Genomic DNA, 25,247 nt, shown 5'->3' with positions numbered 1-25,247 from the left:
GCCGCCGAGCCCGCCCCCACCCCAGCAGCGCCTGGAAGCCCGACTCCCAACCCCGCGGCGGCGCCCATCGCCGCACCCACGCCCACACCAGCGGCTGTGGCCGCGAACGACAAAGCACCCCGCGCGTGCTGGCAAGCCAACGGCTTCACCGAACCCCAGGCCGAACTGTTGCGCGCCGAGCTCGCGCTGCTGGGCCTGCCGGCAGGCCAATGGCAGCTCACCGAGAACCGCAGCGGCGCTCGCTGGATCGTCTACATGGGCCGCTATGACAACGCCGCGCAGGTCGACCGCAAAAAGGATGAGCTGCGTGGCATTGGCGTGAACTTCCGCGAAATCACCGCCCCCGGGCTGGCGCCTGGTCTGGCGCTGGGCACCTACTCCACCGAAGCGGCGGCGCAGCAGGCGTTGCGCGATGTCGAGCAGGGTGGCGTGCGCACCGCCAAGGTGGCGCAGGAGCGTGCCGAGTCGCTGTCGTTCACGCTGCGTTTGCCGGCCATCACCGAAGCCCAGCGCGCAGCGGTGGGCGGGTTGGGCAAGGCCATGTCGGGCAAAACGCTGCGCCGCTGCGCCTGACGGCCCTCAGCTTCAGCGCGGACGGCGTCGGCGCTGCGAAAGCGCCACCGCCAGCACCCAGGCCCACAGGCTCAGGCCCCAGAGTTGCCCGGTAGAACCGCCACCACCACCGCCTCCTGCGGGCGGCGCGGGCATGGCGGCGATGCCGACCACCCGGTCTTCACCCCTGCGGCCCAGGTTGTCGACGATCGTGAGCGAGAACTCATACGTGGCCTCGGTCACCAGCGTGGCTTTGGCCGACGGGGTCTGGTCCGCTGTGACCGCGACGGGTGGCCCGCTGACCTGCACCCACTGGTAGGAGACGATGCTGCGGCCCGGGATCGCCACGCTCTGGCTGCCATCGAGCGTGATCACAGTGCCCGGCTCGACCGTGCCCAGGGGTTTGATCACCACGGCGGGGCCGGTGGCCAGTTGCACCGAGGTGTGCGCGTCCAGCATGCCCGTGCCGCAGGTGGCGGTCGTGCAATTGCATGGGCCCGCCCCCGGCGTGCCGCACGCAGGCAAGCCACCCAGAGCCACGTGGGCGCGCGCGCCCACCTTCATGCGCTCAATGAGCTGTCGCGGGCTCAAAAAGGGGTTGATCGAGAGCATCAGACTGGCCACGCCAGCCGCCTGGGGCGCGGCGAAACTGGTGCCTTGCTTGTACTCGTAAGCCGGGGCGGCGGGGCCCATCGTGCCGGCGTTGCTGGTCGACAGCAGGTACGTGCTCGCCCCACCCTCGGCCGAGCCGCCCGGCGCCGCAAGCGCGACATTGCTGCCAAAGTTGGAATAGTCGGCCTTGGCACCGTCTCGACGCACCGAGGCGACGGTCATCACACGGCGGCAATCGGCTGGGCGGGTAAGGCCTCGATCCTGGTTGCCAGCGGCCACCACCACGAGGGAACCGGCATAGGTGACCGCGTCAATGGTGCTCTGGTAACCCGGTGATTCCGCGCAGGTGCGGTCGCCACCGAAGCTGAGGTTGATCACCTTGGCGGGATTGGTGTTGGTGGGCTGGCCGGACACCGGCAGGCCGGCCGCCCAGCGCAGTCCGTCCAGCAGGTCGGAGAGGCGCGCGCCGCACTTGCCCGACACACGCACCGGCAAGATCTTCGAATTCCAGTTCAGGCCCGACACACCCGAAGCATTGTTGGTCGCCGCGCCGATTTGCCCGGCAATGAAGGTGCCATGCCAGGAGCTGTTCGCCGCATTGCACCCCGCGAACTCGGGTTGGGTCGCGTCGAAAGCGCTGACACCGTCGCCCGGATCGCTCGGATCGGCGTCACGGCCGTCGCCGTCGTTGGAAATCGACAGTTCGCTCACCAGATCACGGCCGAGCAGCATCCGCCCGGCCCCCAACACCGGCAAATCCGGGTGGTCGAAGCGAATGCCGCTGTCCACGACCGCCACCACCACCGAAGCGCTTCCCTTGGTGTCGTCCCATGCTGATGGCAGGTTCAAGCCGGCGAGGTTGCCGACATCGGGCGCCTGCAAATGCCATTGGCCTGTGGGGAGAGCGAAGCCGGGGTCGTCGGGCACCGCCAGCCTCGGCACCAGCACATCGGGCTCGACCCAGGCCACATCGGGGTGCAGGCGCGCGCGGCGCACCGCATTGGCCAGGGCCTCTCCGCGCAAAGGGCGGTCGAAACGCAGCAGTTGGTCGTTGCCGGCTTCGCCCACGGTACCTTGGGGCAAGCCGGCGTTCTTCATCAGGCGGGTCAGGCGTTCGCGCCCTTGGCGCGCGGCGTTTTCCCATTGCGCGCGCTCACGCCCGGCCACCCTGGCGCCCATGAGCGTTTCGTCGGCCGTGGGGGAGTTCTTCAATCCGATGATCAGTCCGGTGGCTTCGCCCTTCGCCACCAACACCTGTGCCTGCACTGCCGCTGGCAGTGGGGCGAGCACGCCGACAAGGGCAGCGGCGCACAAAAACGACGCCGGAAGCCAGCGGCGCGAACGGGGGGATTGCATGGCCCAAACTCCCTGGCGAGCAAAGGTGAACGAAGTAACGACTTATTTTGACAGGCCCGTCTTTTTTATTGCTCGGACTTAACAAGGATTTGGGAAATCCCGACAACTTTGCACGGTCGGTCCGCTCAGCGGCCGGTGGCGGCGGACCTCTGGGCCTCGAACCAGTCGAGCGCTTCGTTCCACAGCGGCAGCGCTTGAGGCCGGAAGTAGCCCATGTGGCCGATCGGCCCCAGCCCCTGGCCACGCGGGTCGATGGTGACGGCGCGCACCGAGGTGTTGCGGTAACCCGCCATGAAAGCGTCACGCGAGGCCGGCGGCGCCCAGGCGTCGTCCAGTGCATTGGCGGCGACGATGGGAAAGCGCACCTCGCCGAAGCGCTCGGTCGTGGCCTGCATCTGCGGATCGTCGAAGAAATAGCGCGGGAAGCGGCACCACCGGCGCCATTGCCGCGTCCACACCGGGCCAATCACGCGCCACAACAGCAGCACACGCACCTGCTCCCGCAGGGGCATCCAGCCGTGCCAGCCCGCGCCGGTGGCAAAGGTGTAAGCGCCGTCGACCCAGTCGTGGCGGGGCAGCAGGCCGAGCGCGTGACCGCCATACGAGTGGCCCACGAGGTACAGCGGCATGCCGTCCTGGCGCATGGCTTCTACACCGGCGGCCAGATCGAGCCGGCCCCAATCGAGGTAGTCCATGCGAAAGCCCTTGAGCGTGGGCGGGGCCGATTCGCCGATGCCGCGGTAGTCGAGCGTGAGCACATCGAAGCCACGCCGCGCCGCGTGTTCGGCAAAGCGTTTGTAGAAGCCCTGCGGAACGGCGGTGGCACCGCCCACCACCAGGTGGGCGCGCGGCGGCAGGGCACTGCGGTAGCGCCGTGCGGCGAGCGCGTAGCCATCGGCGGCGGTCAGCGTGAGGGGTTCGATGCGGATGTCCGGGTCGATGTCGGCGGTGTTCATGGCGGCGCTCCTGGGCGATCTGGAAACTGCCATCCCATTTAATCGAACGATCGTGCTATTTTCAATCCGCCACTGTCGCGCAGGTGCGCCCAGGCCATAAAAAAAGCGCCCGAAGGCGCTTTTTCGAGGAAGGCGAAAGCTGCGCTTATTGGGCAACAACGCGAACCATCTCGAGGCACTTGTTGGAGTAGCCCCACTCGTTGTCGTACCAGCTCACGACCTTGATGAAGGTCTTGTCCAGCGCGATGCCGGCGTCGGCGTCGAAGATGGAGGTGCGGGTGTCGCCACGGAAGTCGGTGGCCACGACCTTGTCGGTCGTGTAGCCCAGCACGCCCTTGAGCGCGCCTTCGCTCTGTGCCTTCATTTCGGCGCAGATTTCTTCGTACGTGGCGTCCTTGTTCAGTTCCACGGTCAGGTCGACCACGGACACGTCGGAGGTGGGCACGCGGAAGCTCATGCCGGTGAGCTTCTTGTTCAGCTCGGGAATCACCACGCCCACGGCCTTGGCGGCACCGGTGCTGCTGGGGATGATGTTTTCCAGGATGCCGCGGCCGCCGCGCCAGTCCTTGTTGCTCGGGCCGTCCACGGTCTTTTGCGTCGCGGTGGCGGCGTGCACGGTCGTCATCAGGCCGCGCTTGATGCCCCACTTGTCGTTGAGCACCTTGGCAATCGGCGCCAGGCAGTTGGTGGTGCACGAGGCGTTGGAGATGATGGCCTCGCCCTTGTAGGTCTTGTCGTTGACGCCGTAGACGAACATGGGGGTGTCGTCCTTGGAAGGCGCGGACAGGATGACCTTCTTGGCGCCCGCATCCAGGTGCTTCTGCGCGGTGACCTTGTCCAGGAACAGGCCGGTGGATTCGATGACCACGTCGGCGCCGACCTCGTTCCACTTCAGGTTCGCCGGGTCGCGCTCTTGCGTCAGGCGGATCTTCTTGCCGTTGACGATCAGGGTGTTGCCCTCGACCGAGACCGTGCCCTTAAAGCGGCCGTGCACGCTGTCGTATTGCAGCATGTAGGCCAGGTAGTCGGGCTCGAGCAGGTCGTTGATGGCCACGACTTCGATGTCGCTGAAGTTCTGGATGGCGCTGCGCAATACGTTGCGGCCGATGCGGCCGAAGCCGTTGATGCCGATCTTGATCGTCATGTCTCGTCTCTCCTGGAAAGGTTCAAAAAAGGGTTAACAAACTTACTTCGCGAGCACGGCGCGCACCGTGTCCGCCACGTTCTGTTCGGTGAAGCCGAAGTGCTTGAACAGCACCGGCGCGGGGGCCGATTCGCCGTACGTGTCGATGCCGACCACGGCGGCCACGCCGTACTTCCACCAGCCGTCGGTCACGCCCATTTCGACCGCGATGCGCGGCACGCCAGCGGGCAGCACGCTGGCCTTGTAGGCGGCGGTCTGGCGGTCAAAGGTGGTGGTGCTGGGCATGGAGACCACGCGCACGGCGATCTTGTGTTCCTTGGCCAGCAGCTCCTGCGCCTTGAGCGCGAGCTGCACTTCGGAACCGGTGGCGATGATCACCGCCTGCGCCTTTTTCTTCAGGCCCACTTCGGCCGGCTCTGCCAGCACATAAGCACCCTGGCTGATGTGGCCCAGATCGCTCTTGGGCGCGTAGGGCAGGTTCTGGCGGCTGAGCAGCAGCGCGGTCGGGCGGCTGGTGTTTTCCAGCGCGACGGCCCAGGCCACGGCGGTTTCGGCCGTATCGGCCGGGCGCCAGACGTCCAGGTTGGGGATGAGGCGCAGGCTGGCCGCGTGCTCGATGGACTGGTGCGTCGGGCCGTCTTCACCGAGGCCGATGGAGTCGTGCGTGAAGACGTGGATCACGCGCTGCTTCATCAGCGCGGCCATGCGGATGGCGTTGCGGCTGTAGTCGCTGAAGGTGAGGAAGGTGCCGCCGTAGGGGATGAAGCCACCATGCAGCGCCACGCCATTCATGACCGCGGCCATGCCGAATTCGCGCACACCGTAGTTGATGTGGCGACCGCCCTGTCCCTGTTCGTTCTTCACCACGTCGCCGGCCATGTTGAAGCGCAGGCTGGGGGTGGACTTGGTGTTGGTGAGGTTGGAGCCGGTGAGGTCGGCGCTGCCGCCGAGCAACTCGGGCAATGCGGCGGTGAAGGTTTCGAGCGCGAGCTGGCTGGCCTTGCGGCTGGCCACGGTTTCGGCCTTGGTGTGCGCGGCGATGGCAGCGTCCACCGCGACCTGCGCGAAGTTCTTCGGCAGTTCGCCCTTCATGCGGCGAACGAATTCCTTCGCGAGCTCCGGGAAGGCGGCCTTGTAGGCGGCGAACTGGGTGTTCCAGGCGGCCTCCACCGCCTTGCCAGCGTCCTTCGCGTCCCAGGCGGCGTACACGTCCTTCGGAATGTCGAAGGGCTTGTGCATCCAGCCCAGGGCTTCGCGCGTGAGCTGGATTTCTTCGCCACCCAGCGGCTCGCCGTGCGCCTTGGCGGTGTTGGCGCGGTTCGGGCTGCCCTTGCCGATGTGCGTCTTGCAGATGACCAGCGTGGGGCGCTCGGCGTTGTTCTTCGCGTCCTGGATGGCGCGGTCCACGGCGTCCACATCGTGGCCATCGATCGGGCCGATCACGTTCCAGCCGCAGGCGGTGAAGCGCAGCGCGGTGTTGTCGATGAACCAGGGGGTCACCTGGCCGTCGATGGAGATGCCGTTGTCGTCGTACAGCGCCACCAGCTTGTTGAGCTTCCACGCACCGGCCAGGGCCACGGCCTCGTGGCTGATGCCTTCCATCAGGCAGCCGTCGCCCAGGAACACGTAGGTGTTGTGGTCAACGATCTTGTGGCCGTCGCGGTTGAATTCGGACGCCAGCAGCTTTTCGGCCAGCGCCATGCCCACCGCGTTGGTGATGCCCTGGCCGAGCGGGCCGGTGGTGGTTTCCACGCCGGGGGTGATGCCGGTCTCGGGGTGGCCGGCGGTCTTGCTGTGCAGCTGGCGGAAGTTCTTGAGTTCGCCGATCGGGAGCTTGTAGCCGGTGAGGTGCAGCAGCGAATAGATCAGCATGGAGCCGTGGCCGTTCGAGAGCACGAAGCGGTCGCGGTTGGCCCACTGCGGGTTGGTCGGGTTGTGGCGCAGGTGGCGGCCCCACAGGGCGACGGCCATGTCCGCCATGCCCATGGGCGCGCCAGGGTGACCGGAGTTGGCCGCCTGCACGGCGTCCATGGCCAGGGCGCGGATCGCGTTGGCCTGGGTCTGGGGTGTGACGGCCGAAGCGGCGGGTGCGGTGCTGGTGGGGGTGCTGGCGGCGTCGAACATGGATAGTGCAGGGGGTATGGGAGGAAAGGGGACTGCGCGGCGGCGCAAAACCCAAGATTTTATCGGCCCGACCGTTTGAAGCCTTTGGAATCAACCCATAACCACGCGCGCGCTCATAATTCCTGACGCGTGTGGCCCGTGTGCCGGCACGCCCACCCCACACCACCCATGCCCCGACTCGCCACCGACCCGTCCGCCACGGCCCCTGTTCCGGCCATGATCCTCGCCGCCGGCCGCGGCATGCGCATGCGGCCCTTGACCGACGAAACCCCCAAGCCGCTGCTGGCGGTGCGCGGCAAGCCGCTGATCCAGTGGCCCATGGAATCGCTGCGGGCGGCCGGGTTCACCCGCCTCGTGGTCAACACCGCCTGGCTCGAAGAGCAGTTGCAGGCGTTCTGCGCCGACTGGCAGGCCCAACACGTCGGCACGAACGTGACCGTCTCGCGCGAGGGCCAGGACTTCGGCTACGCACTGGAGACCGCCGGCGGCATCGCGCGCGCGCTGCCCCTGCTGGGCGACGTGTTCTGGGTGCTCGCGGGCGACGTGTACGTGCCCGGGTTCGCGTTCACGCCCGACAGCGTGGCGCGCTTCCAGGCCAGCGGCCAGCTCGCCCACATCTGGCTGGTGCCCAACCCGCCGCACAACCCGCGCGGCGACTTCGGCTTGAGTCCAGCGGGTCTGGCGCTGAGCCAGGCGGACGTGAAGCACACCTACAGCACCATCGGCCTGTACCGGCGCGAGCTGTTCGAGCCGCCCTGGTGCGAGATCATCCCGGGCAACCCGCAAGGCACGGCCGAGCCGCTGGCACCGCTGCTGCGCCGCGCCATGGACGCGGGGCTGGTGAGCGCCGAGCTTTACAACGGGCCATGGGTGGACGTGGGCACGCCCGAGCGGCTTGCAGAGCTGCAATAAGCCCCCGCGCAACGCTCGCGCAAAAGCTCCACAATGGCGCCCATGGACGCCACCACCCACACCTCCCTCTACGCCGATCGCCGCGCCCGCGTGGCCGCCCAGCTGGGCGCCGGCAGCATCGCCATCGTGCCCACCGCGCTGGAACGCCCGCGCAACCGCGACAGCGACTTCATCTACCGGCACGACAGCTACTTCTACTACCTCACCGGTTTCACCGAGCCCAACGCCTGGCTGGTGATCACCGCCGAGGGCCACACCACGCTGTTCTGCCAACCCAAGGACCTGGAGCGCGAGATCTGGGACGGCATCCGCCTCGGTCCCGAGGCCGCGCCCGAGGCCCTGGGTGTGAGCGAGGCGTTTTCCGTCGCCGAACTCAACCAGCGCCTGCCCAGGCTGCTGGAGAACCGGCACACCGTGTGGTACCCCTTCGCCACGCACGAAGGGCTGGAAAGCCGCATCAACGGCTGGCTGCAGCCGGTGCGCGCCCGCGTGCGCTACGGCGCGCTGTGCCCCGAGTCGCAGCGCGACCTGTGCGGCATCGTCGACGAAATGCGCCTGGTGAAAGACGCGCACGAGCAGGCCACCATGCGCCGCGCCGCGCAGATCAGCGCCAAGGCGCACATCCGCGCCATGCAGCGCAGCGCGGCCATGCTGCGCGCCGGGCAGGACGTGCGCGAATACCACCTGGACGCCGAGCTGCTGCACGGCTTCCGCGAGCACGGCTCGCAATTCCCGGCCTACGGCAGCATCGTCGCCGCGGGCGCCAATGCCTGCGTGCTGCACTACCGCGCCGACGCCGCGCCCATTCGCAGTGGCGAGCTGGTGCTGATCGACGCGGGCTGCGAACTCGACGGCTACGCCAGCGACATCACCCGCACCTTCCCCGCCAACGGCGTTTTCACCGGCCCGCAGCGCACGCTGTACGACCTGGTGCTGGCCAGCCAGGACGCCGCCGTGGCCGCCACCAGGGCCGGCGCGCGCTTCGTCGACCCGCACGAAGCCACGGTGGCGGTGCTGGCGCAAGGCCTGCTGGATGTGGGCCTGCTCGACCGGAACAAGGTCGGCAACGCGCAGGACGTGATCGCCAACCGCAGTTATTTCCCCTTCTACATGCACCGCACCGGCCACTGGCTGGGCATGGACGTGCACGATTGCGGCAGCTATGTGGAACCGTCCGAGCTGGGCACGGTGAGCGAACGCAAGGACCCGCTCAGCGGCGAAACCATCAAGGACCGGCCCAGCCGCGTGCTGCGGCCCGGCATGGTGCTGACCATCGAGCCCGGTCTGTACGTGCGCCCCGGCGAAGGCGTGCCCGAGACGTTCTGGAACATCGGCATCCGCATCGAGGACGACGCGATCGTCACCGCGACCGGTTGCGAGCTGATCTCGCGCGACGTGCCGGTAAAGGCCGACGAGATCGAGGCACTGATGCGCGGCTGATCGCCGCGTGGGGATGGACCCATCGGCGGGAGGGTCTGGAATGGTGGTCGGGAATCATTCTCATTTACACTGAGACCCCGGCCGGCCCGAGCCGGCCCCGATTCCTCCACTCCCCAGTCCTACCTGCCATGAAACCCACCTTGCTCGTTCTGGCCCTGTCGGCCTCCCTGTCCCTGCTGTCCGCACCCGCCCACGCCCAGGGCGCCGCGCCCGCTGCCGCCAGCGCACCCGCAGCGGCCACCTACGCCACCGTGGCCACGCACTACGCCGCGCTGGTGCACGCCAACTACAGCGACACCCTGGCCGCCGCGCAAGAAATGCAGACCGCCATCAAGGCCTTCGTGGCCGCGCCCTCGGCCGACGGCCTGGCCGCCGCGCGCAAAGCATGGCTGGGCGCGCGCGAGTTCTATGGCCAGACCGAGGCCTTCCGCTTCTACGGCGGCCCGATCGACGACGACAAGGGCCCCGAAGGCCAGATCAACGCCTGGCCGCTGGACGAGGCCTATGTGGACTACGTGCAGGGCAAGCCCAAGGCCGGCCTGATCAACGACGCCAAGTTCAAGATCACCAAGACCAACCTGGCCAAGTTCAACGAACGCGGCGGCGAGGAAAACATCAGCTCCGGCTGGCACGCCATCGAGTTCCTGCTGTGGGGCCAGGACCTGAGCGAAACCGGCCCGGGCAACCGCTCGTTCGAAGACTACGTCGACGGCAAGACGCCCAACGCCGATCGCCGCCGCCAGTTCCTGACCGTGGCCACGGAGCTGCTGGTCGACGACCTCAACTTCCTCGTCAAGGCCTGGGCGCCGAGCCAGAAAAACTACCGCGCGCGCTTCGAGAAGGGCGGCAAGGAGTCGGTGCGCAAGATCATCGTCGGCCTGGGCTCGCTCTCGCGCGGTGAACTGTCGGGCGAGCGCATGGAAGTGGCGCTGAACTCGCAGGACCAGGAAGACGAACACTCTTGCTTCTCCGACAACACGCACCGCGACATCGTTACCAACGCCACCGGCATCCAGAACGTGTGGCTGGGCCAGTACAAGAAGCGCGACGGCAGCACGCTGCAAGGCCCGGGCGTGCGCGACCTGGTCGCCGCGAAGAAGGCGGACCTTGCCGAGAAGACCACCACGCAAATCGCGGCGTCGGTGGCGGGGGCCGAAGCCATTCCCGCACCGTTCGACCGCGCGCTGGCGAAAGGCGCGGCCGGCCGCCCTGCGGTGGAGAAAACCGTCGCCAGCCTGGTCGCGCAGTCCAAGCTGCTGGTGGAATCGGCCAGCGCGGTGGGCATCGCCAAGTTGACCCTGGTGGAACCCTGAACCCACGACCATGAAGCCTTTCACCGCCGCGCGGCGGCTGGTCGCTGCCGCGTTGCTTACCGCCGGTTGCGGCGGCGCGTGGTGGCTGCACGCCGACGAAGCACCCGATCCGCTGGGTGAGAAAACCGGTGGCGCCACCACGGTCTACGCCACCGGCAAAAACGCCTTCTCCTTTCCCCTGGCCAACCTGGACGATCCGGGGCGCACGCGCTTCGTGATCGGCAATTCGTTCTTCAAACGCAACTGGGTCGAGGCACCGGCTTCGACCACCGCGCGCGACGGCCTGGGGCCGCACTTCATCGCGCGTTCGTGCGCCGGCTGCCACGTGCTGGACGGCCGCGGCGAACCGCCGGCGTGGAAGAACACGCTCGGCCCCGAGCCCGAAGGCACCGTGGCGCTGCTGATGCGCCTGTCGGTCGCGGGCACGCCCGACCCCAAGGCCGGCGTGCGGCCCGACCCGGTGTACGGCGACCAGTTCAACAACGCGGGCATTCAGGGCGTGAAGCCCGAAGGCCGCGTGGAGATCCGCCAGAAACCCCTCCACGGTCGGTTCGCCGATGGCACGCGGTACACGCTGCAGCAACCGCTCTACAAGCTGACCGACCTCGCCTACGGCCCGTTCGCGCCGGGCTTGATGGTGAGCCCGCGCATTGCGCCACAGCTCGCCGGTGCGGGCCTGATCGAAGCGATCCCCGAAGCCGAGATCCTGCGCAATGCGCGCGATCAGGCGGCCGCGCCCGGCCCCGTCAAAGGCCAGCCCAACCGCGTGTGGGACGTGTTCGCGCAGGAAGAGCGCGTGGGCCGCTTCGGCTGGAAAGCCAACGTGGCCACCCTCGCCCACCAGACGGCGGGCGCCTTTCATGGCGACATGGGCATCACCTCGAGCGTGCACCCGCTGGAGACCTGCACGCCGACGCAGAAGGACTGCCTGGCCGCGCCGCACGGTGGCGGCAAGACCAACGGCAGCCAGGGCATCGTGCCCGCGTCCAAAGCGGTCGCGCAGCAACCCGAGATCGACGACGACACCCTGGGCCAGGTGATCTTCTACCAGGCCACGCTGGCCCCTGCCGCGCGCCGCAACGTGAACAACCCGCAGGTGCTGCGCGGCCAGGCGCTGTTTGCGCAGGCCCAGTGCGCGGCCTGCCACCGCCCGAGCTACGTGACCGCCGAGGGCCCGTTCCCCAAGCTCACCAGCCCGGCGCTCAAAGGCCAGCGCATCTGGCCCTACACCGACCTGCTGCTGCACGACATGGGCCCCGACCTGGCCGATGGCCGCCCCGACTTTCTCGCCAATGGCACCCAGTGGAAAACACCACCGCTGTGGGGCATCGGCCTGATCAAGGACGTCAACGGCCACACCCGCCTGATGCACGACGGCCGCGCCAACGGCGTGCTCGAAGCCATCCTCTGGCATGGTGGCGAAGCCCAGGCCGCCAAGGAGCAGGTGCTCAAGATGAACCGCCGCGACCGACAGGCGCTGGTGCTTTTTGTGGAAACGCTATGAACCTCACCCTGACCCGTTGCGCCCTCGCATGGGCCCTGACCGCCAGCGGCATCGCCTCCGCACAAACCGTGGCGGCACCCATCGTCGCCGCGCCGTACTACTCGGCCGAGCAGGCCCTGCAAGGCCTGTACACGCACCACCTGCCCCCGCTGGCCAAGGCGTTCCAGAGCGAGGCCGACCGCCTCGTGGGCACCGCCCAACAGTACTGCCAGGGACAAGCCACGCTGCCCGCGCTGCAAACGCAATGGCAGAGCACGCTGGTGAGTTGGGAAACCCTCTCCACCCCCGCGGTCGGCCCGCTGGTAACGCGGCGCTCGCAACGCCAGATCGACTTCTGGCCCACGCGCCCGGACCTGCTGCGCCGCTCGATGGACAAAGCCCCCGCCACGCTGGCCGATATGGACCGCGTGGGCACGCCGGCCAAAGGATTTCCGGCGCTGGAGTTGCTGCTGCAGCAATGGTCCAGAAAGGCGCCTTCGCCCGAAGCGTGCCGCTACGGCGGGCTGATCGCACAGGGCATCGCCGCCGAAGCGCGCGAGCTGCAGAACGAGCTGGGCCAGTGGGCGACGAAGGAGTGGGAAGACGAACCCGAGGTCACCACCGCCTCGCTCGCGGAGTGGGTCAACCAATGGCTCGCCGGTCTGGAGCGGCTGCGTTGGGCGCACATCGAAAAACCGATCACCAGCCATCAGACCACAGGCAACGCGGCCAAGGGCACGCCAGTGCCTTACGCAAGACTGGACCGCGACAGCAACCTGCGCGACTGGCGCGCGCAATGGCAGAGCCTGCGCACGCAAGGCCGCCTGCCGGCCGGCGCGCAGCCGCCCGCCGCGGGCCAGGCGCTGGTGCCGATGGAAGCCTTGCTCATGGGACGGGGGCAACTGGCGCTGGCACAGAAATGGGGCCAGGCGCTGGACCAGGTGAATGCCGGCATGGAGAAGCTCACGCCGCGCTCGAGCGAACGCGAATTGCTGGCGCTGACGAAGTCGATGAAGGCCGTGACCGTGCTGTTCCAGAACGAGGTCGCCGCCGCGCTGGACGTGCCCCTGGGCTTCTCCGACGCCGATGGAGATTGAGTGATGAGCCCCCCCGCGCTCCTTTCGCGCCGGCAATGGTTGCTGGCCGCTGCCGCAATGGGCCTCGCGCCGGCCTGGGCCGCGACGCCCGCGCGTCCAACGCGCCTGCTCTCGGCCTGGCAGACATCGGACGAACACCGCATCGGCGTGATCGGCGTGGACGGCGCGCGTTGGTCGGTGCAGCGCTCGCTCGCCGTGCCCACGCGCGCGCATGGGCTGTTGCTCGAAGCCGGTGGCAGCGTGCTCGCCGCCGCGCGCCGCCCGGGCGACTGGTTGCTGCGCTGGCACCCGGTGAGCGGACGCACGCAATGGCACTGGATCGAGGACGACCGCCGCTTCAATGGCCACGCCATCGCCAGCGCCGACGGACAGACGCTGTGGACCACCGAAACCAACCTGGACAACGCGCAAGGCCGCCTGGGTGTGCGCGATGCCAAGACGTTGGAAAAGACCGCCGAGTGGGCCACCCACGGCATGGACCCGCACGAACTCATCGTGCTGCCACAGCGCGTGGGCGAGATCCCGGCGGGCAGCCTGATCGTGGCCAACGGCGGCATTCCCACGCTGCCCGAGACCGGCCGCAGCAAGCGCCAGTTGGACCGCATGGACGCCTCCCTCGTCGCGCTGGACCCGCGCGATGGCAGGCTGCTCGGCCAATGGCGCCTCGAAGACCCGTTTCTCAGCATCCGCCACCTGGCCTGGGACCCGGCGTCATCGACCGTGGGCATCGCGCTGCAGGCCGAACACCCGGACGCCGATGCCAAGCAGCGCGCGCCGGTGTTCGCCGCATGGAACGGCCAGCGCCTGCAGGCCTCGGTGGCGCAGCCCGCCGTGCAAGGCTATGGCGGCGACATCTGCGCGCTGCCGCAAGGCGGCTTCGTGGTGAGCTGTCCACGCGCGAATTCGCTGGCCCTGTTCGGCGCCGATGCGCGCTGGTCGCAGAACGTGGCGCACCGCGAGGCCTATGCGCTGGCCACCGCGCAAGGTCACTGGTGGGCCAGCGGCGCCGACGGCGTGTGGTGTGCGCCCGAAGGCATCGATGCCAAGGCCACCGCACGGACCGAACAACTGCAGATCGACAACCACTGGGCGGTGATGTAACGCCTGCGCATCACGCGGCGTCCTCGGCGTGACCTGACACGTGCGCGCACGAAGCGCCCGTCCGGCGGCACTGGCCATCGGCCTCCAGCCAGGGATGGGCGTGGCCGACGCAGCCGGTCTGGCAGATGACATTGCTGGCCTCGGCCATCGCGACGGCCTCGGCAGCGGCACTCGCCACGCGGGCGCGGCGCGCCAGGGGACGCATCACGCCGGCCGTGTTCAGGCCCCAGAGCATGCAGCTGCGCGCCATGACGAGCTGCGCGCGCAGCTGCACCACCTCCCTCTCGAGTGCGTCCATGCGCTGCGTGCAGGCCTGCACCTGTTCGCTCAGGCGGCGTTGCGCACTGGCGAGCTGGCGCGTGAGCACGGCATGTTCGATGGCGATCTCGCGCGCGGCCATGCTGTCGTGCCGCGCGATGCGCAGCGTGGTGGTGGTGTATGTCATGCGTTGTGGTCCTTCCCTGGCAAGGGCGGACCGCCGGCCGCGATGAGCAATTGCGGCACGCCGTCGGCCGCGCGCGCGGTGCTGGCCTGCACCTGCCACACGCCCTGCACCAGCGCGGGTTGCAGCACGCGCACCGGGTGGCCGCTGGCGCGCAATGCGCCACCGTCGAGCACCCACACGCGATCGGCATAGCGCAGCGCGAGGTTGGGGTCGTGCAGCACCGCGAGCACACCCACGCCCTGCTCGCGCGCCCAGCGTTGCACGGTGCTCAGCGTGTCGTGCTGGTGGCGCAGGTCGAGGGCGGCGGTGGGTTCGTCGAGCAACAACCAGCGCGGCGCACCATCGGCGCTGGGCTCCCAGATCTGCGCCATCACACGCGCCAGTTGCGCGCGTGCGCGCTCACCGCCGCTCAGGCTGGCGATGGCGCGCTGCGCCATGTGCGCCACACCGGTGGCCTGCATCGCCGCCCGCACGATCGCGGCCTCGTTCGGTGAGGGCTGCAGGTGGTGCGGGTAGCGCCCGAGTTCCACCACCTCCTGCACGCGAAAGTCGAACGCCACCGCGGTCTCCTGCGGCAACACCGCGCGGTGGCGCGCGAGCTGGTGCACCTGCGCGGGCGAGACGGCCTGGCCGTTGAGCGTCACGCGGCCGCTGTCGGGCGCGCGCAGGCCTGCGAGCACCGAGAGCAGCGTGGACTTGCCCGCGCCATTGGGACCGAGAATGGCACCGACCTCGCCGGGCGCGAGTTGCAGGTCCACGCCCTGCAGCAGCGTGCTGGTGCCGACGCGCACGCCCACGCCTCGCGCGCAAAGGCCTTCGCCCTCGGTCAGCGTCGGCGTGTCGAACACGTGGTCATCGGCTTCGACGCCGCTGTCAAACCAGTGCGGACTTTCACCACCGGGCATTTCGCAACACGCGCTGCGCCAGTCGGCGTCGAAGCGGCGCGCGTTCACAAGCGCCTCCCGTGTGCGCTGCGCAGCAACAGCAAAAAGAACGGCACGCCCACCACCGCCGTGAGCACGCCCAGTGGCAGCTCGGCGGGTTGCAGGATGGTGCGCGCGACCGCGTCCGCCAGCAGCACGAGCACAGCACCGAGCAGTGCGGAGCCGGGCAGCACCCAGCGGTGATCGGGCCCGGCCACCAGGCGCACCATGTGCGGCGCGACCAGGCCGATGAACCCGATGATGCCGGTGGTGGCCGTGACCGCACCCACGGCCAACGCCGTGGCCACGATGGCGATCTGCTTCACGCGTTCGATCGACACCCCGAGCAGCACGGCCTGCGCTTCGCCGAGCGCGAGCGCGTTGAGCGGGCGCGCCAGGCGCAAACCCACCGCACCCGCGATCAGCGTGATGGCACCAACCAAGGCCACCGCGCTCCAGCGCGCGCCGCCCAGGCTGCCGAGCAACCAGAACTGCAGGTTGCGCAGTTGTTCGTCGGTGGCCAAAAAATTCAGCAAGCCCAGGCCGGCACCGGCCAGGGCGTTGACCGCGATCCCGGCCAGCAGCATCAGTCCCACGCGGGTGCCGCCCTCGCCGCGCGAGAGCAGGTAGATCAGCACCGTGACCGCGAGGCCACCGCCAAAGGCCATGAGCACCAGCGTCCAGCTGCCGAGCGAGCGCGGCATGTCGGGGAACCAGGCGTTGCCCATGACGATGGTGAAGCCCGCGGCGAGCGCTGCGCCGCTGCTCACCCCGATCAGCCCGGGGTCGGCCAGCGGGTTGCGGAACAGGCCCTGCATGAGCGCGCCGGCCATGCCCAGACCCGCGCCGGCCACCAGCCCCAGCACCAGGCGCGGCAAGCGGATGTTGAAGAACACGAGCTCGGCGCCGCTGCCGTTGCTGTTGCCAGTGAGCGCACCCAGCAGCACGCCCGGCAGCTCATGCAGGGGCAGGCTGTACGCGCCCTGGCCCGCGGCCCACAGCAGCGTGACCAGCAGCAGCGCACCGAGCGACCACAGCAAGGCGGGGCCCGGGAGGCGGCGTGGCGCGAGCGACCTGCGCCACAGGGGCAGCGCCGTGGTGCTCACGCACGCACCACGCGGTTGTGCAAGCGCTCGACCACGTCGGGCAGGCGCGGGCCGAAGCCGAGCAGTTCCAACGCGTCCAGGTGCACCAGTGCGTTGGTCGAAGCGCGGCGCGCGTGCGCGGGTGTCAACGCGAGTTCGGGGCGTAGCCAGAATGTCGCCTCGCCGCCGATGGCATCGATGCCCTGGGTCGTGGTCAGGACGATGTCGGGCGCCGCTTGCGCCATGGCTTCGGCGGTCATGGGCCGGTAACCCTTGAAGCCGCTGAGCGCGTTGCGCGCGCCGATGAAACGGATCATCGCATCGGCCGCCGTCTGCTCGCCCGACACCATGGGGCTTGCGCTGTGCGAGAGCACGAACAGGATCTTCGGCCCGGGGCCTTTCGCCGAATGCACGCGCGCGCCCACCGCCTGCCAGCGCGCGTCGAGCCGCGCTTGCAGTTCGCGCGCGGCGGCTTCGCGGCTCGCGGCGCGCCCCACGGCCGCCACCTTGCGGCGCACCTCGTCCCAACTGTGGTCGGCGTGGATAAGTTCCACGCGCACACCGGCACTGCGCAACTGGTCGAGCACCACCGGCGGGCCGGCGTCGGTGCCGGCGATCAAGGCATCGGGCCGCAACGCCAGCAGGCCTTCGGCGGAGAGCTGGCGCATGTAGCCCACCTTGGGCGTGGCCAGCGCAGCGGCGGGATAGAGGCTGGTGGTGTCGGTGCCCACGAGCTGGTCTTGCGCGCCGAGCGCGTACACCACCTCGGTGATGCCGCCGCCCACGGTGATCAGGCGCGGCGCGCCGGTGGCGGCCATCAGAACCAGCGGCGACCCCGCCACGGCCATGGCCGAGAGCCCTTGCAGCGCGCGCCGGCGAGTGAGACAGGATGGCACGGTCATGGCAAGCGCCCCACGGGTTCGAAGCCGGGCGTGTTCTGCCCGATGTGCCAGCACACGCCCGAAGGGTCGATCACCACGAACTCGGTGATGCCCCAGGGCTGCGCCTTCACCGGCGTGATGCGCACGCCGTAGCGGCCGGCGATGTCCCGCGCGTCGACGTGCGCGCGCCAGGCCTGCACGTCCGGCACCAGCAGGTGCATGGCGAGGTTCTCGGCGAGTGCGGCCTCGTAGAAGTCCTGCAGCAGGAAGGCACTGCTGTCGACGCAGAAGTACGCCACGCCGCCGCCTTCGGAACGCTGGGTGAAGCCCAGTTCGGCATAGAAGCGCTTGGACAGTTCGAAATCTTTCGCGGGCACGAAGGCCTTCAGTTCAACCGCGCGCAGCGCGGTGGCGGTGCCGGCGCTCATGCCGCGGCCGCCACGCGGGGTTGCTGCAGGTGCGCGACGATCTGGCGCCACGCGGGCAGTTCGTTCTGACCCGGCTTGCGCGCGCCGAAGAACATGGCCATCAGTTCGCCGCGATCATCGAACGCCTCGACCGACGTCACCACGCCATCGGCGGTGGGTTTCTCGACCACCCACACTTGTTCGATCAGGTCTTCGCGCAGGTGCAAGTTGAAACCCGGGTCGAGCACGTTGAGCCAGGTCTTGCCGTGGTTCTCCATCGGCTCGATGCGCTGGACCGGGCCGGTGTGGATCTGGATGCAGCCCGGGCTGCCGACGAAGACCATGATGGGCGTGCCATCGAAGGCCGCTTCCATCAGCAGCTCGCGCAGCGCCGCCTTCTCCACGCGGTGCGTGAAGCGGCCCTCGACCAGGCGAAAACTGTGCTGGCGTTCGAGCCCGAACTGCTTGAGCAGGCCAAAGAACTGGTGCGTGTCGGCCATCGCGCCCCACGCGGCGCTGAAGGCGGCGACATCGGGTGCGGGTTGCGGTGCGGGTACCGTCGGCTCGGTCCGTGTGACGAACTCAAGCGCGGGTTGCGTGTCGGTGTGCTGCTCGATCAGGGCTTGCCACGCATTCAGGTCGGTCTGTTCGCGGACATAGATCTTGTGCACCGCCACGCCATGTCGGTCGAAGAACTGCAGGCTCGGCGGGCCCATGCCGGGTCGCGACTTCAAGGCCTCGGCCACCGCGAAGCCGGCGTGCCATTGCGCGAAGAACAGCCGCAGGTCGATGTCTTCACCCAAGGCCAGTCCAACGGGGCCACTGGCCGAGACCTTCTGGTACACGCCGGTCTTCTCATGCACCACGGTCTCGTTGCGCGTGAGCGCCATGAGCGGGCCAAAGACCTCGAGTGCCTGCAGCAAACCCAACCAGTCGCTGCGCAACCCCGTGGCGTGCAAGGGTGCGTCGTGCGTGCCGGTGTGGGCTGCGATGGCAGCGCCCTCGCTCAGACCGATCGCTTCGGCGGCTTCCTTGGCGCGCAGACCGCTGGCGCGTGCGGCCTGGAAAGCGGTTCGGATGTCGTGGGTGTTCATGGTTTTCTCCTGGCGGTGGGCGCGTCACTGCACGCTGGTGGGAATGGGGTGCCACAGGGGCGTGGGTCGACGTTGTGCGGCGGCGGCCTCGGCGGTGTTTTCCAGCTCCAGCTGCCAGCGCGTGCGCAGGTTCGCCACCATGATCTGCATGGGCGGCGAGAGCTGCGGGTGCGCCGACAGGTAGAGCAGGTTGGAGACCAGCTTGCGCGCCATGAGCGCTCTGTGCGGGCAATCGCGCGCGCTCTGCGCGTAGCCGGTCATGAGCGCGAGCGTGCCGGCCAGCAGGGCCTCCATGCTGGGCAGCGTGTACTCCTCGTCCTGGGTGTCGAAGCGGGCGTCGTGTGTGGCGGCGGGCATGGCGTGTGGCTCCTGTGAAGTGGCTGTCTGAAAAGCGGAGGCTAGAAGTCGGTGACCAGCGCCACCGAGATGGCGCGGCCCGGCGCGGTGTAGGCGTCGAGCACCGGCGAGTTGGCGGCCACGCCGATGACGTTGCCCCACTCCCAGTACTTGCGGTCCGTCACGTTGTGGAGCGCGGCACTCAGGCGCGTGGAACGGTTGAGCTGCCAGCTCGCGCGCAGGTCCAGCGTGGTGTACGACGGTGGCGCGAACTGGTTGGCGATGTTGGGCGTGGTGGTGTTGATGTCGCTCATCGACTTCTTCGCCGTGTGCGCCAGCGACGCGCCGAGGCGCCAGTCGCCGACGCGGTGGTCCACGCCGAGCACGAGGCGCGCCGGGTTGACGCTGTTGAGCGGCACGCCCAGGCGCGTGTCCTTGCCCTTGGTCTGTCCGTAGGCCAGGCGCAAGTCGGTCGCCGCGCCCAGCGCGAGCTTGCCCTTGAGTTCGAAGCCGCTCAGGCGCACCTGGCCGCGGTTGATCGCCTGGTAGGTCAGCGGGTTGGCGGGGTTGCCCGCCGTGCCGCTCACGGGCACGAGCTCGTCGATGAAGTCCTTGTAGCGGCCGCTGAACACCGCCGCTTCCCATTGCACCGGGCCCACCTTGTCGCGCGCGCCCAACTCCAGCGTGCGGCTGGTCTCGGGTTTGAGGTTCGGGTTGGGAATGGTGCGGTAGCTCGCCGGGATGTTCTGGAAGTTGTTGTTGAGCTGCAGCGCGCTTGGCGCCTTGAAGCCGGCGGCCACGTTCGCGAACAGATTGAGTTCCGACGCTGGCCGGAAGATCACGCCGAGCTTGGGCGAGAGCGCGGAGTCCGACAGACTGGCGGGCTGCAACGGGTACAGCGGGTGGCTCTCGGCCTTGAGGTCGAAGCGGTCGTAGCGCAGCGCGGGAATCACGCTCCAGTGCTCGGTGGCGAACTCGCTCTGCACGAACAGCGCGGAGTTGGTCTCGCGCGTGGGCGGGAAGCGTTTGAGCGGGTAGGTTTCGTAGCCCGGCGCGCCGGTGCCGGTGACGAGGTTGTCCATCTTCGAGACCGACACGTCGACACCGTAGACCAGCTTCTGGCTCCAGTCGGCGCCCAGCGCGCGCGTCTTCTCGGCTTGCAGCACCCCTTGCCAGAGTTTCTCGGTGTAGGCGACGTCGCGCGAGCGGCTGGTGGGCGCGGGCGATGTGCGCAGCTCGCTCGCCAGCTCTTGCGATTCGGCCTGCTGGTAGCCGACGGTGGCACGCAACTCATCGGCCCAGGCCGTGCCGAGCTTGAAGCGGCCGTCCCAGCTCAGGCGCGTGCGCTGCATGTCGGTGGTGCCGTCCAGATCCAGGGTGCCCGTTGCGGTGGCGGTACGGCCGCTGTAGGCCTCGACCTCGCCCGACTTGTCGACGTGCTCCAGCGCCAACGTGTGGCGCTGCCCGCCACCGGGCGTGAGCACCACCTTGCCCAGTGCGGAGACGCTCTTGTCTTTCTGCGGGTTGGGTGCGGTGCGGTCGCTGTTGAGGGCGTGGTTCTCGCCCATGTTGTCCAGCGCTTCGCTGCGGCCCAGTTGCACGCTGCCCAGCCATTGCAGGGTGTCGCTGGGTTGGCCCACGAGCGTGACGCCCACGCCGCGGCTGTTGTCGTCGGAGCTGGCCTTCAGGCCCACGCGCCCGCCGAAGGCCTGACCGGGCTTGAGCAGGTCCTTGGGCTCGGTGGTGAACATCGCCACCATGCCGGCCAGGCCGTCCGAGCCATACAGCGCCGAACTCGCGCCGCGCACGATCTCCACGCGCGAGATGAGGCCGAGGTCGTAGTAATCACGACCGAACGAGGCCGAGCCGAACACGCCACTGGTGAGTTCGCGCGGCACACGGATGCCATCCACCGTGAGCAGCACGCGGTTGCCATCGAGGCCACGCAGGTTGAAGCCGGCGTTGCCCTCGCGCCCGTTGGAGCCCACCTGCGGGCCGTTGACCGCGCTAAAACGCTGCGCCGCGCGGCGCACGCTCATGTTCGGGATGTCGCGCGCCAGGTCGCGGATGTCCTGCACGCGCGCCGGATCGAGGTCCTCGCCGGTGATCACGTCGACGCTGGCGGGCACGTCCTCGATCGCGCGCTCGCTGCGCGATCCACTCACCACCACTTCGCGCAAGGTGGTGGGGGCGCTGGTCTGCGCCTGGGCCGAGCCCGCCATGAGCGCAAGGCAGGCCAGACACAGCGGGCTGAACGCCTGGCGGGGGCGGGAAAGAGAATGGGGGAGTTTGAGATGGGGAGCAGCCAAGACGGCACCTGAATCCAAAGAGGGTTGGAGGACGAGGCTGGCGTCATGGCCACGGGGCTTGGCCCATGGACTGGCTGGCAGAGGGCCCATTATATGAGAACGATTCTCATTTGCAAGCTGTACCGATTCTCAAAACTGAATCGCCGATGCACTGCGCGCACAATGCGCGCCTGTCAACAAAAAAATGGAAGGAACACCCATGAAAGGCGACGCCAAAGTCATCGGCCATCTACAAGCCCAGCTCAAGAACGAGCTCACGGCGATCAACCAGTATTTCGTCCACTACCGCATGCTCAAGCACTGGGGTCTGGACAAGCTGGCGGCCAAGGAATACGAAGAATCCATCGGCGAAATGAAGCACGCCGACAAGCTGATGGACCGCATCTTCACGCTCGACGGCCTGCCCAATCTGCAGGACCTGGGCAAACTCAACATCGGGGAAGACGTGCCCGAGATCCTTCGCAGCGACCTTGCGCTGGAAACCGGCGCGCAGCACACCATCAAGGACGGCATCGCCCACTGCGAATCGGTGCGCGACTACGTCTCGCGCGATCTGCTGCAAACCATCCTGGACGACACGGAAGAACACATCGACTTCCTGGAAACCCAGATCGATCTGGTCGATAAAGTGGGCATCCAGAACTACCTGCAAACCCAGATGGGCGAGACCAGCTGACCAGCGGCGTCCCGTATTCACCACAAAGCCCCGCCTTGCACGGGGCTTTTTTACGCCTATTGAATACGATCAATTATCATTTGCGAACTTGTTGCGGCCAGCACGGCCTTTAACCCGGTTCCAACACCCATGATCGTTTGCGTTTGCCATCGCGTCAGTGACCAGACCATCGCACGTTGTGCGCGGTCGGGCATGGCGTTTGACGACATCCAGCTCGAGCTGGGCGTGGCCACGCAATGCGGCCAGTGCGAGTCCGGCGCCCGTGCGCTGTGGTCGGAATGCACGCCGCACCAAGCGGTGGTGCACCTGCAGTTGCACCCTGCCTCGCTGCCCGCCCAGGTCGCAGCGACCTGATCGCCGCTCGGCGATCCACCCCCTGGCTTTCCCTGCCCGCCCCATTTCGGGCCACAACGCTGCCGCATACTGCGGCCAGCGGTGCTGGATCGCATCGGCATTCCCTTCTGATATGTCACAAACACTTCAACGCCTGATGCAGTTTTAAAAGCAAGGGTTTTCCCGATCGTCGCTTTAGAATGCGCAATTCATTTCCGCATTGCAAGACAACAACTCGCCGGAGACACGAGCATGAGCATGGAAAACACCGTTGAGAACAAGCGCGCCGAACTGCGCCGAGCAGCACTCAAGTACCACGAGTTCCCGGTTCCCGGCAAAGTGGCCATCGCCGCCACCAAGCAACTCGTCAACCAGCGCGACCTGGCGCTGGCTTATTCGCCCGGCGTGGCCGCGCCCTGCGAAGAAATCGTGGCCGACCCGGTCAACGCCTTCAAATACACCAGCCGCGGCAACCTGGTCGCCGTCATCACCAACGGCACCGCCGTGCTCGGCCTGGGCGACATCGGCCCACTGGCCGCCAAGCCGGTGATGGAAGGCAAGGGCGTGCTGTTCAAGAAGTTCTCGGGCATCGACGTGTTCGATATCGAGATCAACGAAAAAGACCCGGACAAGCTGGTCGAGATCATTGCCTCGCTCGAACCCACCTTCGGCGGCATCAACCTCGAAGACATCAAGGCACCCGACTGCTTCTACGTCGAGCGCAAGCTGCGCGAGCGCATGAAGATCCCGGTCTTCCACGACGACCAGCACGGCACGGCCATCGTGGTCGGCGCGGCCATCCTCAATGGCCTGAAAGTCGTCGGCAAGGACCCCAAGAAGATCAAGCTCGTCACCTCGGGCGCTGGCGCCGCCGCGCTGGCCTGCCTGGGTCTGCTGGTCAAGCTCGGCATTCCGCGCGAGAACATCTGGGTGACCGACCTGGCGGGCGTGGTCTACGAAGGCCGCACCGAGCTGATGGACGAGGACAAGATCCAGTTCGCCCAGAAGACCGATCAGCGCACCCTCTCCGAGGTGATCGATGGCGCCGACATCTTCCTGGGCCTCTCGGCCGGCGGCGTGCTCAAGCCCGACATGGTCAAGAAGATGGCGGCCAGGCCGCTCATCCTGGCGCTGGCCAACCCGAACCCCGAAATCTCGCCCGAAGACGTGAAGCTGGTGCGCGACGACGCCATCATGGCCACCGGCCGCACCGACTACCCGAACCAGGTCAACAACGTCCTGTGCTTCCCCTACATCTTTCGTGGCGCGCTCGACGCCGGCGCCTCGACCATCACCGACGAAATGGAAATCGCGGCGGTGCACGCCATCGCCGAACTGGCGCAGGCCGAGCAGAGCGAAGTCGTGGCCGCGGCCTATGCCGGTGAAAAACTGGCCTTCGGCCCCGAGTACCTCATCCCCAAGCCGTTCGATCCGCGCCTGATGATGAAGATCGCGCCGGCCGTGGCGCAGGCCGCCGCCGACAGCGGCGTGGCCTTGCGGCCCGTGCCCGACATGGCGGCCTACCGCGAGAAGCTGCAGAGCTTTGTGTTCGCCTCGGGCACCATCATGAAGCCGATCTTCGCGGCGGCAAAAATCGCGGCGCGCAAGCGCGTGGCCTATGCCGAAGGTGAAGAAGAGCGCGTGTTGCGCGCCTGCCAGATCGTGGTCGACGAAGGCCTGGCGCGCCCCACGCTGATCGGCCGCCCCGAAATCATTGCCCAGCGCATCGAGAAATTCGGTCTGCGCCTGCGCGAAGAACTCGACTACGACATCGTCAACGTCGAACAGGACAGCCGCTACCGCGACTTCTGGCAGACCTACCACCGCCTGACCGAACGCAAGGGCGTGACCCAGCAGCTGGCCAAGATCGAGATGCGCCGCCGCCTCACCCTGATCGGCGCCATGCTGCTGCACAAGGGCGAGGTCGACGGCCTGATCTGCGGCACCTGGGGCACCACCCAGCACCACCTGAAGTACATCGACCAGGTGATCGGCAAGCGCGTTGGCGGCAGCCCCAGCACGCCACAAGACGTTCAGATCTATGCCTGCATGAACGGCCTGATGCTGCCGGGCCGCCAGGTGTTCCTGGTGGACACGCACGTCAACTACGACCCCACGCCCGAGCAGCTGTGCGAGATCACCGTCATGGCGGCCGAGGAAATGCTGCGTTTTGGCCTGCAGCCCAAAGTGGCGCTGCTCTCGCACTCCAACTTTGGCTCCAGCGACGAACCCAGCGCCGTGAAGATGCGCCGCACGCTCGCGCTGCTCCAGGAACAGGCTCCCTGGCTGGAGGCAGACGGCGAAATGCACGGCGATGTGGCACTGGACGCCGACGCGCGCGCTGCGCTCATGCCCAACAGCCCGCTCAAAGGCGCGGCCAACCTGCTGGTGCTGCCCAACATTGATGCGGCCAACATCGCCTACAACCTGCTCAAGACCGCCGCTGGCGGCAACATCGCCATCGGCCCCGTGTTGCTCGGGGCGGACAAACCGGTGCACATCCTGACGCCCAGCGCCACCGTGCGCCGGATCGTCAACATGACAGCCCTGACGGTTGCGGACGCAAATGTGTCGCGTTGAAGCCCGTTGAAAAAGCAAGCACTAACTCTTTCACACATTTCCGACGCCAAGGCTTGCTGATGAATTCAGCAAAGCCTTGCAATTCACC

General features: G+C 67.9%; 22 protein-coding genes. 10 read left to right on the top strand and 12 right to left on the bottom strand.

The window, feature by feature from the left end:
- A partial coding sequence (locus FFS09_RS30685; RefSeq protein WP_171020094.1) for an SPOR domain-containing protein occupies positions 1 to 573 on the top strand: 573 nt, incomplete at its 5' end.
- A 12-nt stretch (positions 574 to 585) separates the two neighbouring features.
- Here the strand turns inward: FFS09_RS30685 and FFS09_RS18785 are convergent.
- The 4 genes from FFS09_RS18785 to tkt form a co-directional block, all read right to left on the bottom strand.
- Entirely contained in the window at positions 586 to 2,520 is a 1,935-nt protein-coding gene (locus tag FFS09_RS18785; RefSeq protein WP_137920421.1) for a S8 family peptidase, read from the bottom strand.
- A 125-nt stretch (positions 2,521 to 2,645) separates the two neighbouring features.
- Positions 2,646 to 3,476: an alpha/beta hydrolase family protein gene (locus FFS09_RS18780; protein ID WP_137920420.1), complete on the bottom strand. Its 831-nt coding sequence runs from the start codon at positions 3,474 to 3,476 to the stop codon at positions 2,646 to 2,648.
- A gap of 145 nt (positions 3,477 to 3,621) precedes the next feature.
- Entirely contained in the window at positions 3,622 to 4,620 is a 999-nt protein-coding gene (gene gap, locus FFS09_RS18775; RefSeq protein WP_137920419.1) for a type I glyceraldehyde-3-phosphate dehydrogenase, read from the bottom strand.
- Between the two features lie 42 nt (positions 4,621 to 4,662).
- Positions 4,663 to 6,744, bottom strand: a complete 2,082-nt coding sequence (gene tkt, locus FFS09_RS18770; protein WP_137920418.1) for a transketolase — start codon at positions 6,742 to 6,744, stop codon at positions 4,663 to 4,665.
- A gap of 216 nt (positions 6,745 to 6,960) precedes the next feature.
- Here tkt and FFS09_RS18765 point away from each other — a divergent pair, with 216 nt between their 5' ends.
- The 6 genes from FFS09_RS18765 (at position 6,961) to FFS09_RS18740 (ending at position 14,090) form a co-directional block, all read left to right on the top strand.
- A complete protein-coding gene (locus FFS09_RS18765; protein WP_137920430.1) occupies positions 6,961 to 7,656 on the top strand; it encodes a nucleotidyltransferase family protein in 696 nt (231 codons plus the stop codon).
- Between the two features lie 42 nt (positions 7,657 to 7,698).
- Entirely contained in the window at positions 7,699 to 9,096 is a 1,398-nt protein-coding gene (locus tag FFS09_RS18760; protein ID WP_137920417.1) for an aminopeptidase P N-terminal domain-containing protein, read from the top strand.
- A 128-nt stretch (positions 9,097 to 9,224) separates the two neighbouring features.
- Positions 9,225 to 10,409: an imelysin family protein gene (locus FFS09_RS18755; RefSeq protein ID WP_137920416.1), complete on the top strand. Its 1,185-nt coding sequence runs from the start codon at positions 9,225 to 9,227 to the stop codon at positions 10,407 to 10,409.
- A 10-nt stretch (positions 10,410 to 10,419) separates the two neighbouring features.
- A complete protein-coding gene (locus FFS09_RS18750; RefSeq protein ID WP_137920415.1) occupies positions 10,420 to 11,913 on the top strand; it encodes a di-heme oxidoreductase family protein in 1,494 nt (497 codons plus the stop codon).
- Positions 11,910 to 12,989, top strand: coding sequence for an imelysin family protein (locus tag FFS09_RS18745; protein ID WP_137920414.1), 1,080 nt, complete (start codon positions 11,910 to 11,912; stop codon positions 12,987 to 12,989). Before FFS09_RS18750 ends, FFS09_RS18745 begins: the two co-directional genes overlap by 4 nt.
- A 3-nt stretch (positions 12,990 to 12,992) precedes the next feature.
- On the top strand, positions 12,993 to 14,090 hold the full coding sequence (locus tag FFS09_RS18740) for a DUF1513 domain-containing protein (protein ID WP_137920413.1): 1,098 nt from the start codon (positions 12,993 to 12,995) through the stop codon (positions 14,088 to 14,090).
- 10 nt (positions 14,091 to 14,100) lie between these two features.
- Here the strand turns inward: FFS09_RS18740 and FFS09_RS18735 are convergent, their stop codons facing one another.
- Genes FFS09_RS18735 through FFS09_RS18700 form a run of 8 tightly spaced genes read right to left on the bottom strand, consistent with a single transcriptional unit; the run spans position 14,101 to position 21,570 of the window.
- Positions 14,101 to 14,535 carry a hypothetical protein gene (locus FFS09_RS18735; RefSeq protein WP_137920412.1) on the bottom strand — a complete coding sequence of 145 codons (435 nt, stop codon included), beginning with the start codon at positions 14,533 to 14,535 and terminating at the stop codon, positions 14,101 to 14,103.
- Positions 14,532 to 15,488 (bottom strand): heme ABC transporter ATP-binding protein, encoded by a 957-nt coding sequence (locus FFS09_RS18730; protein WP_354595883.1) that lies wholly within the window; start codon positions 15,486 to 15,488, stop codon positions 14,532 to 14,534. The genes FFS09_RS18735 and FFS09_RS18730 overlap by 4 nt, the downstream gene beginning before the upstream one ends.
- Positions 15,485 to 16,564: a FecCD family ABC transporter permease gene (locus FFS09_RS18725; protein ID WP_137920411.1), complete on the bottom strand. Its 1,080-nt coding sequence runs from the start codon at positions 16,562 to 16,564 to the stop codon at positions 15,485 to 15,487. The genes FFS09_RS18730 and FFS09_RS18725 overlap by 4 nt, the downstream gene beginning before the upstream one ends.
- Positions 16,561 to 17,445 (bottom strand): heme/hemin ABC transporter substrate-binding protein, encoded by an 885-nt coding sequence (locus tag FFS09_RS18720; protein ID WP_137920410.1) that lies wholly within the window; start codon positions 17,443 to 17,445, stop codon positions 16,561 to 16,563. Before FFS09_RS18720 ends, FFS09_RS18725 begins: the two co-directional genes overlap by 4 nt.
- A complete protein-coding gene (locus FFS09_RS18715; RefSeq protein ID WP_137920409.1) occupies positions 17,442 to 17,852 on the bottom strand; it encodes a VOC family protein in 411 nt (136 codons plus the stop codon). The genes FFS09_RS18720 and FFS09_RS18715 overlap by 4 nt, the downstream gene beginning before the upstream one ends.
- Positions 17,849 to 18,925 (bottom strand): hemin-degrading factor, encoded by a 1,077-nt coding sequence (locus FFS09_RS18710; RefSeq protein ID WP_137920408.1) that lies wholly within the window; start codon positions 18,923 to 18,925, stop codon positions 17,849 to 17,851. Before FFS09_RS18710 ends, FFS09_RS18715 begins: the two co-directional genes overlap by 4 nt.
- A 24-nt stretch (positions 18,926 to 18,949) precedes the next feature.
- Positions 18,950 to 19,282, bottom strand: a complete 333-nt coding sequence (locus FFS09_RS18705; RefSeq protein ID WP_137920407.1) for a hypothetical protein — start codon at positions 19,280 to 19,282, stop codon at positions 18,950 to 18,952.
- Between the two features lie 41 nt (positions 19,283 to 19,323).
- Complete coding sequence (locus FFS09_RS18700) at positions 19,324 to 21,570, bottom strand: TonB-dependent hemoglobin/transferrin/lactoferrin family receptor (RefSeq protein WP_171020093.1); 2,247 nt, start codon at positions 21,568 to 21,570, stop codon at positions 19,324 to 19,326.
- A gap of 199 nt (positions 21,571 to 21,769) precedes the next feature.
- Between FFS09_RS18700 and bfr the strand changes: the two genes are divergently transcribed.
- From bfr to FFS09_RS18685, 3 genes are all read left to right on the top strand, one after another.
- On the top strand, positions 21,770 to 22,246 hold the full coding sequence (bfr, locus tag FFS09_RS18695) for a bacterioferritin (RefSeq protein WP_137920405.1): 477 nt from the start codon (positions 21,770 to 21,772) through the stop codon (positions 22,244 to 22,246).
- 129 nt (positions 22,247 to 22,375) lie between these two features.
- Positions 22,376 to 22,600, top strand: a complete 225-nt coding sequence (locus tag FFS09_RS18690) for a (2Fe-2S)-binding protein (RefSeq protein ID WP_137920404.1) — start codon at positions 22,376 to 22,378, stop codon at positions 22,598 to 22,600.
- A gap of 237 nt (positions 22,601 to 22,837) precedes the next feature.
- Positions 22,838 to 25,159: an NADP-dependent malic enzyme gene (locus FFS09_RS18685; RefSeq protein WP_502703745.1), complete on the top strand. Its 2,322-nt coding sequence runs from the start codon at positions 22,838 to 22,840 to the stop codon at positions 25,157 to 25,159.
- Positions 25,160 to 25,247: the final 88 nt, after the last annotated feature.

Source organism: Hydrogenophaga sp. 2FB (assembly GCF_005503365.1).
GTDB lineage: Bacteria > Pseudomonadota > Gammaproteobacteria > Burkholderiales > Burkholderiaceae_C > Hydrogenophaga.
This window is presented reverse-complemented; position numbering and strand designations above follow the sequence as displayed.

Bases quoted from the DNA above. Each gene is read 5' to 3' on its own strand.
- FFS09_RS18715 (WP_137920409.1), bottom strand. From the start codon at position 17,852: ATGAGCGCCGGCACCGCCACCGCGCTGCGCGCGGTTGAACTGAAGGCC.
- FFS09_RS18745 (WP_137920414.1), top strand. From the start codon at position 11,910: ATGAACCTCACCCTGACCCGTTGCGCCCTCGCATGGGCCCTGACCGCC.
- FFS09_RS18735 (WP_137920412.1), bottom strand. From the start codon at position 14,535: ATGACATACACCACCACCACGCTGCGCATCGCGCGGCACGACAGCATG.
- FFS09_RS18690 (WP_137920404.1), top strand. From the start codon at position 22,376: ATGATCGTTTGCGTTTGCCATCGCGTCAGTGACCAGACCATCGCACGT.
- FFS09_RS18760 (WP_137920417.1), top strand. From the start codon at position 7,699: ATGGACGCCACCACCCACACCTCCCTCTACGCCGATCGCCGCGCCCGC.
- FFS09_RS18750 (WP_137920415.1), top strand. From the start codon at position 10,420: ATGAAGCCTTTCACCGCCGCGCGGCGGCTGGTCGCTGCCGCGTTGCTT.
- bfr (WP_137920405.1), top strand. From the start codon at position 21,770: ATGAAAGGCGACGCCAAAGTCATCGGCCATCTACAAGCCCAGCTCAAG.
- FFS09_RS18685 (WP_502703745.1), top strand. From the start codon at position 22,838: ATGGAAAACACCGTTGAGAACAAGCGCGCCGAACTGCGCCGAGCAGCA.
- FFS09_RS18755 (WP_137920416.1), top strand. From the start codon at position 9,225: ATGAAACCCACCTTGCTCGTTCTGGCCCTGTCGGCCTCCCTGTCCCTG.
- FFS09_RS18785 (WP_137920421.1), bottom strand. From the start codon at position 2,520: ATGCAATCCCCCCGTTCGCGCCGCTGGCTTCCGGCGTCGTTTTTGTGC.
- FFS09_RS18720 (WP_137920410.1), bottom strand. From the start codon at position 17,445: ATGACCGTGCCATCCTGTCTCACTCGCCGGCGCGCGCTGCAAGGGCTC.
- gap (WP_137920419.1), bottom strand. From the start codon at position 4,620: ATGACGATCAAGATCGGCATCAACGGCTTCGGCCGCATCGGCCGCAAC.
- FFS09_RS18710 (WP_137920408.1), bottom strand. From the start codon at position 18,925: ATGAACACCCACGACATCCGAACCGCTTTCCAGGCCGCACGCGCCAGC.
- FFS09_RS18705 (WP_137920407.1), bottom strand. From the start codon at position 19,282: ATGCCCGCCGCCACACACGACGCCCGCTTCGACACCCAGGACGAGGAG.
- FFS09_RS18740 (WP_137920413.1), top strand. From the start codon at position 12,993: ATGAGCCCCCCCGCGCTCCTTTCGCGCCGGCAATGGTTGCTGGCCGCT.
- FFS09_RS18780 (WP_137920420.1), bottom strand. From the start codon at position 3,476: ATGAACACCGCCGACATCGACCCGGACATCCGCATCGAACCCCTCACG.
- tkt (WP_137920418.1), bottom strand. From the start codon at position 6,744: ATGTTCGACGCCGCCAGCACCCCCACCAGCACCGCACCCGCCGCTTCG.
- FFS09_RS18765 (WP_137920430.1), top strand. From the start codon at position 6,961: ATGATCCTCGCCGCCGGCCGCGGCATGCGCATGCGGCCCTTGACCGAC.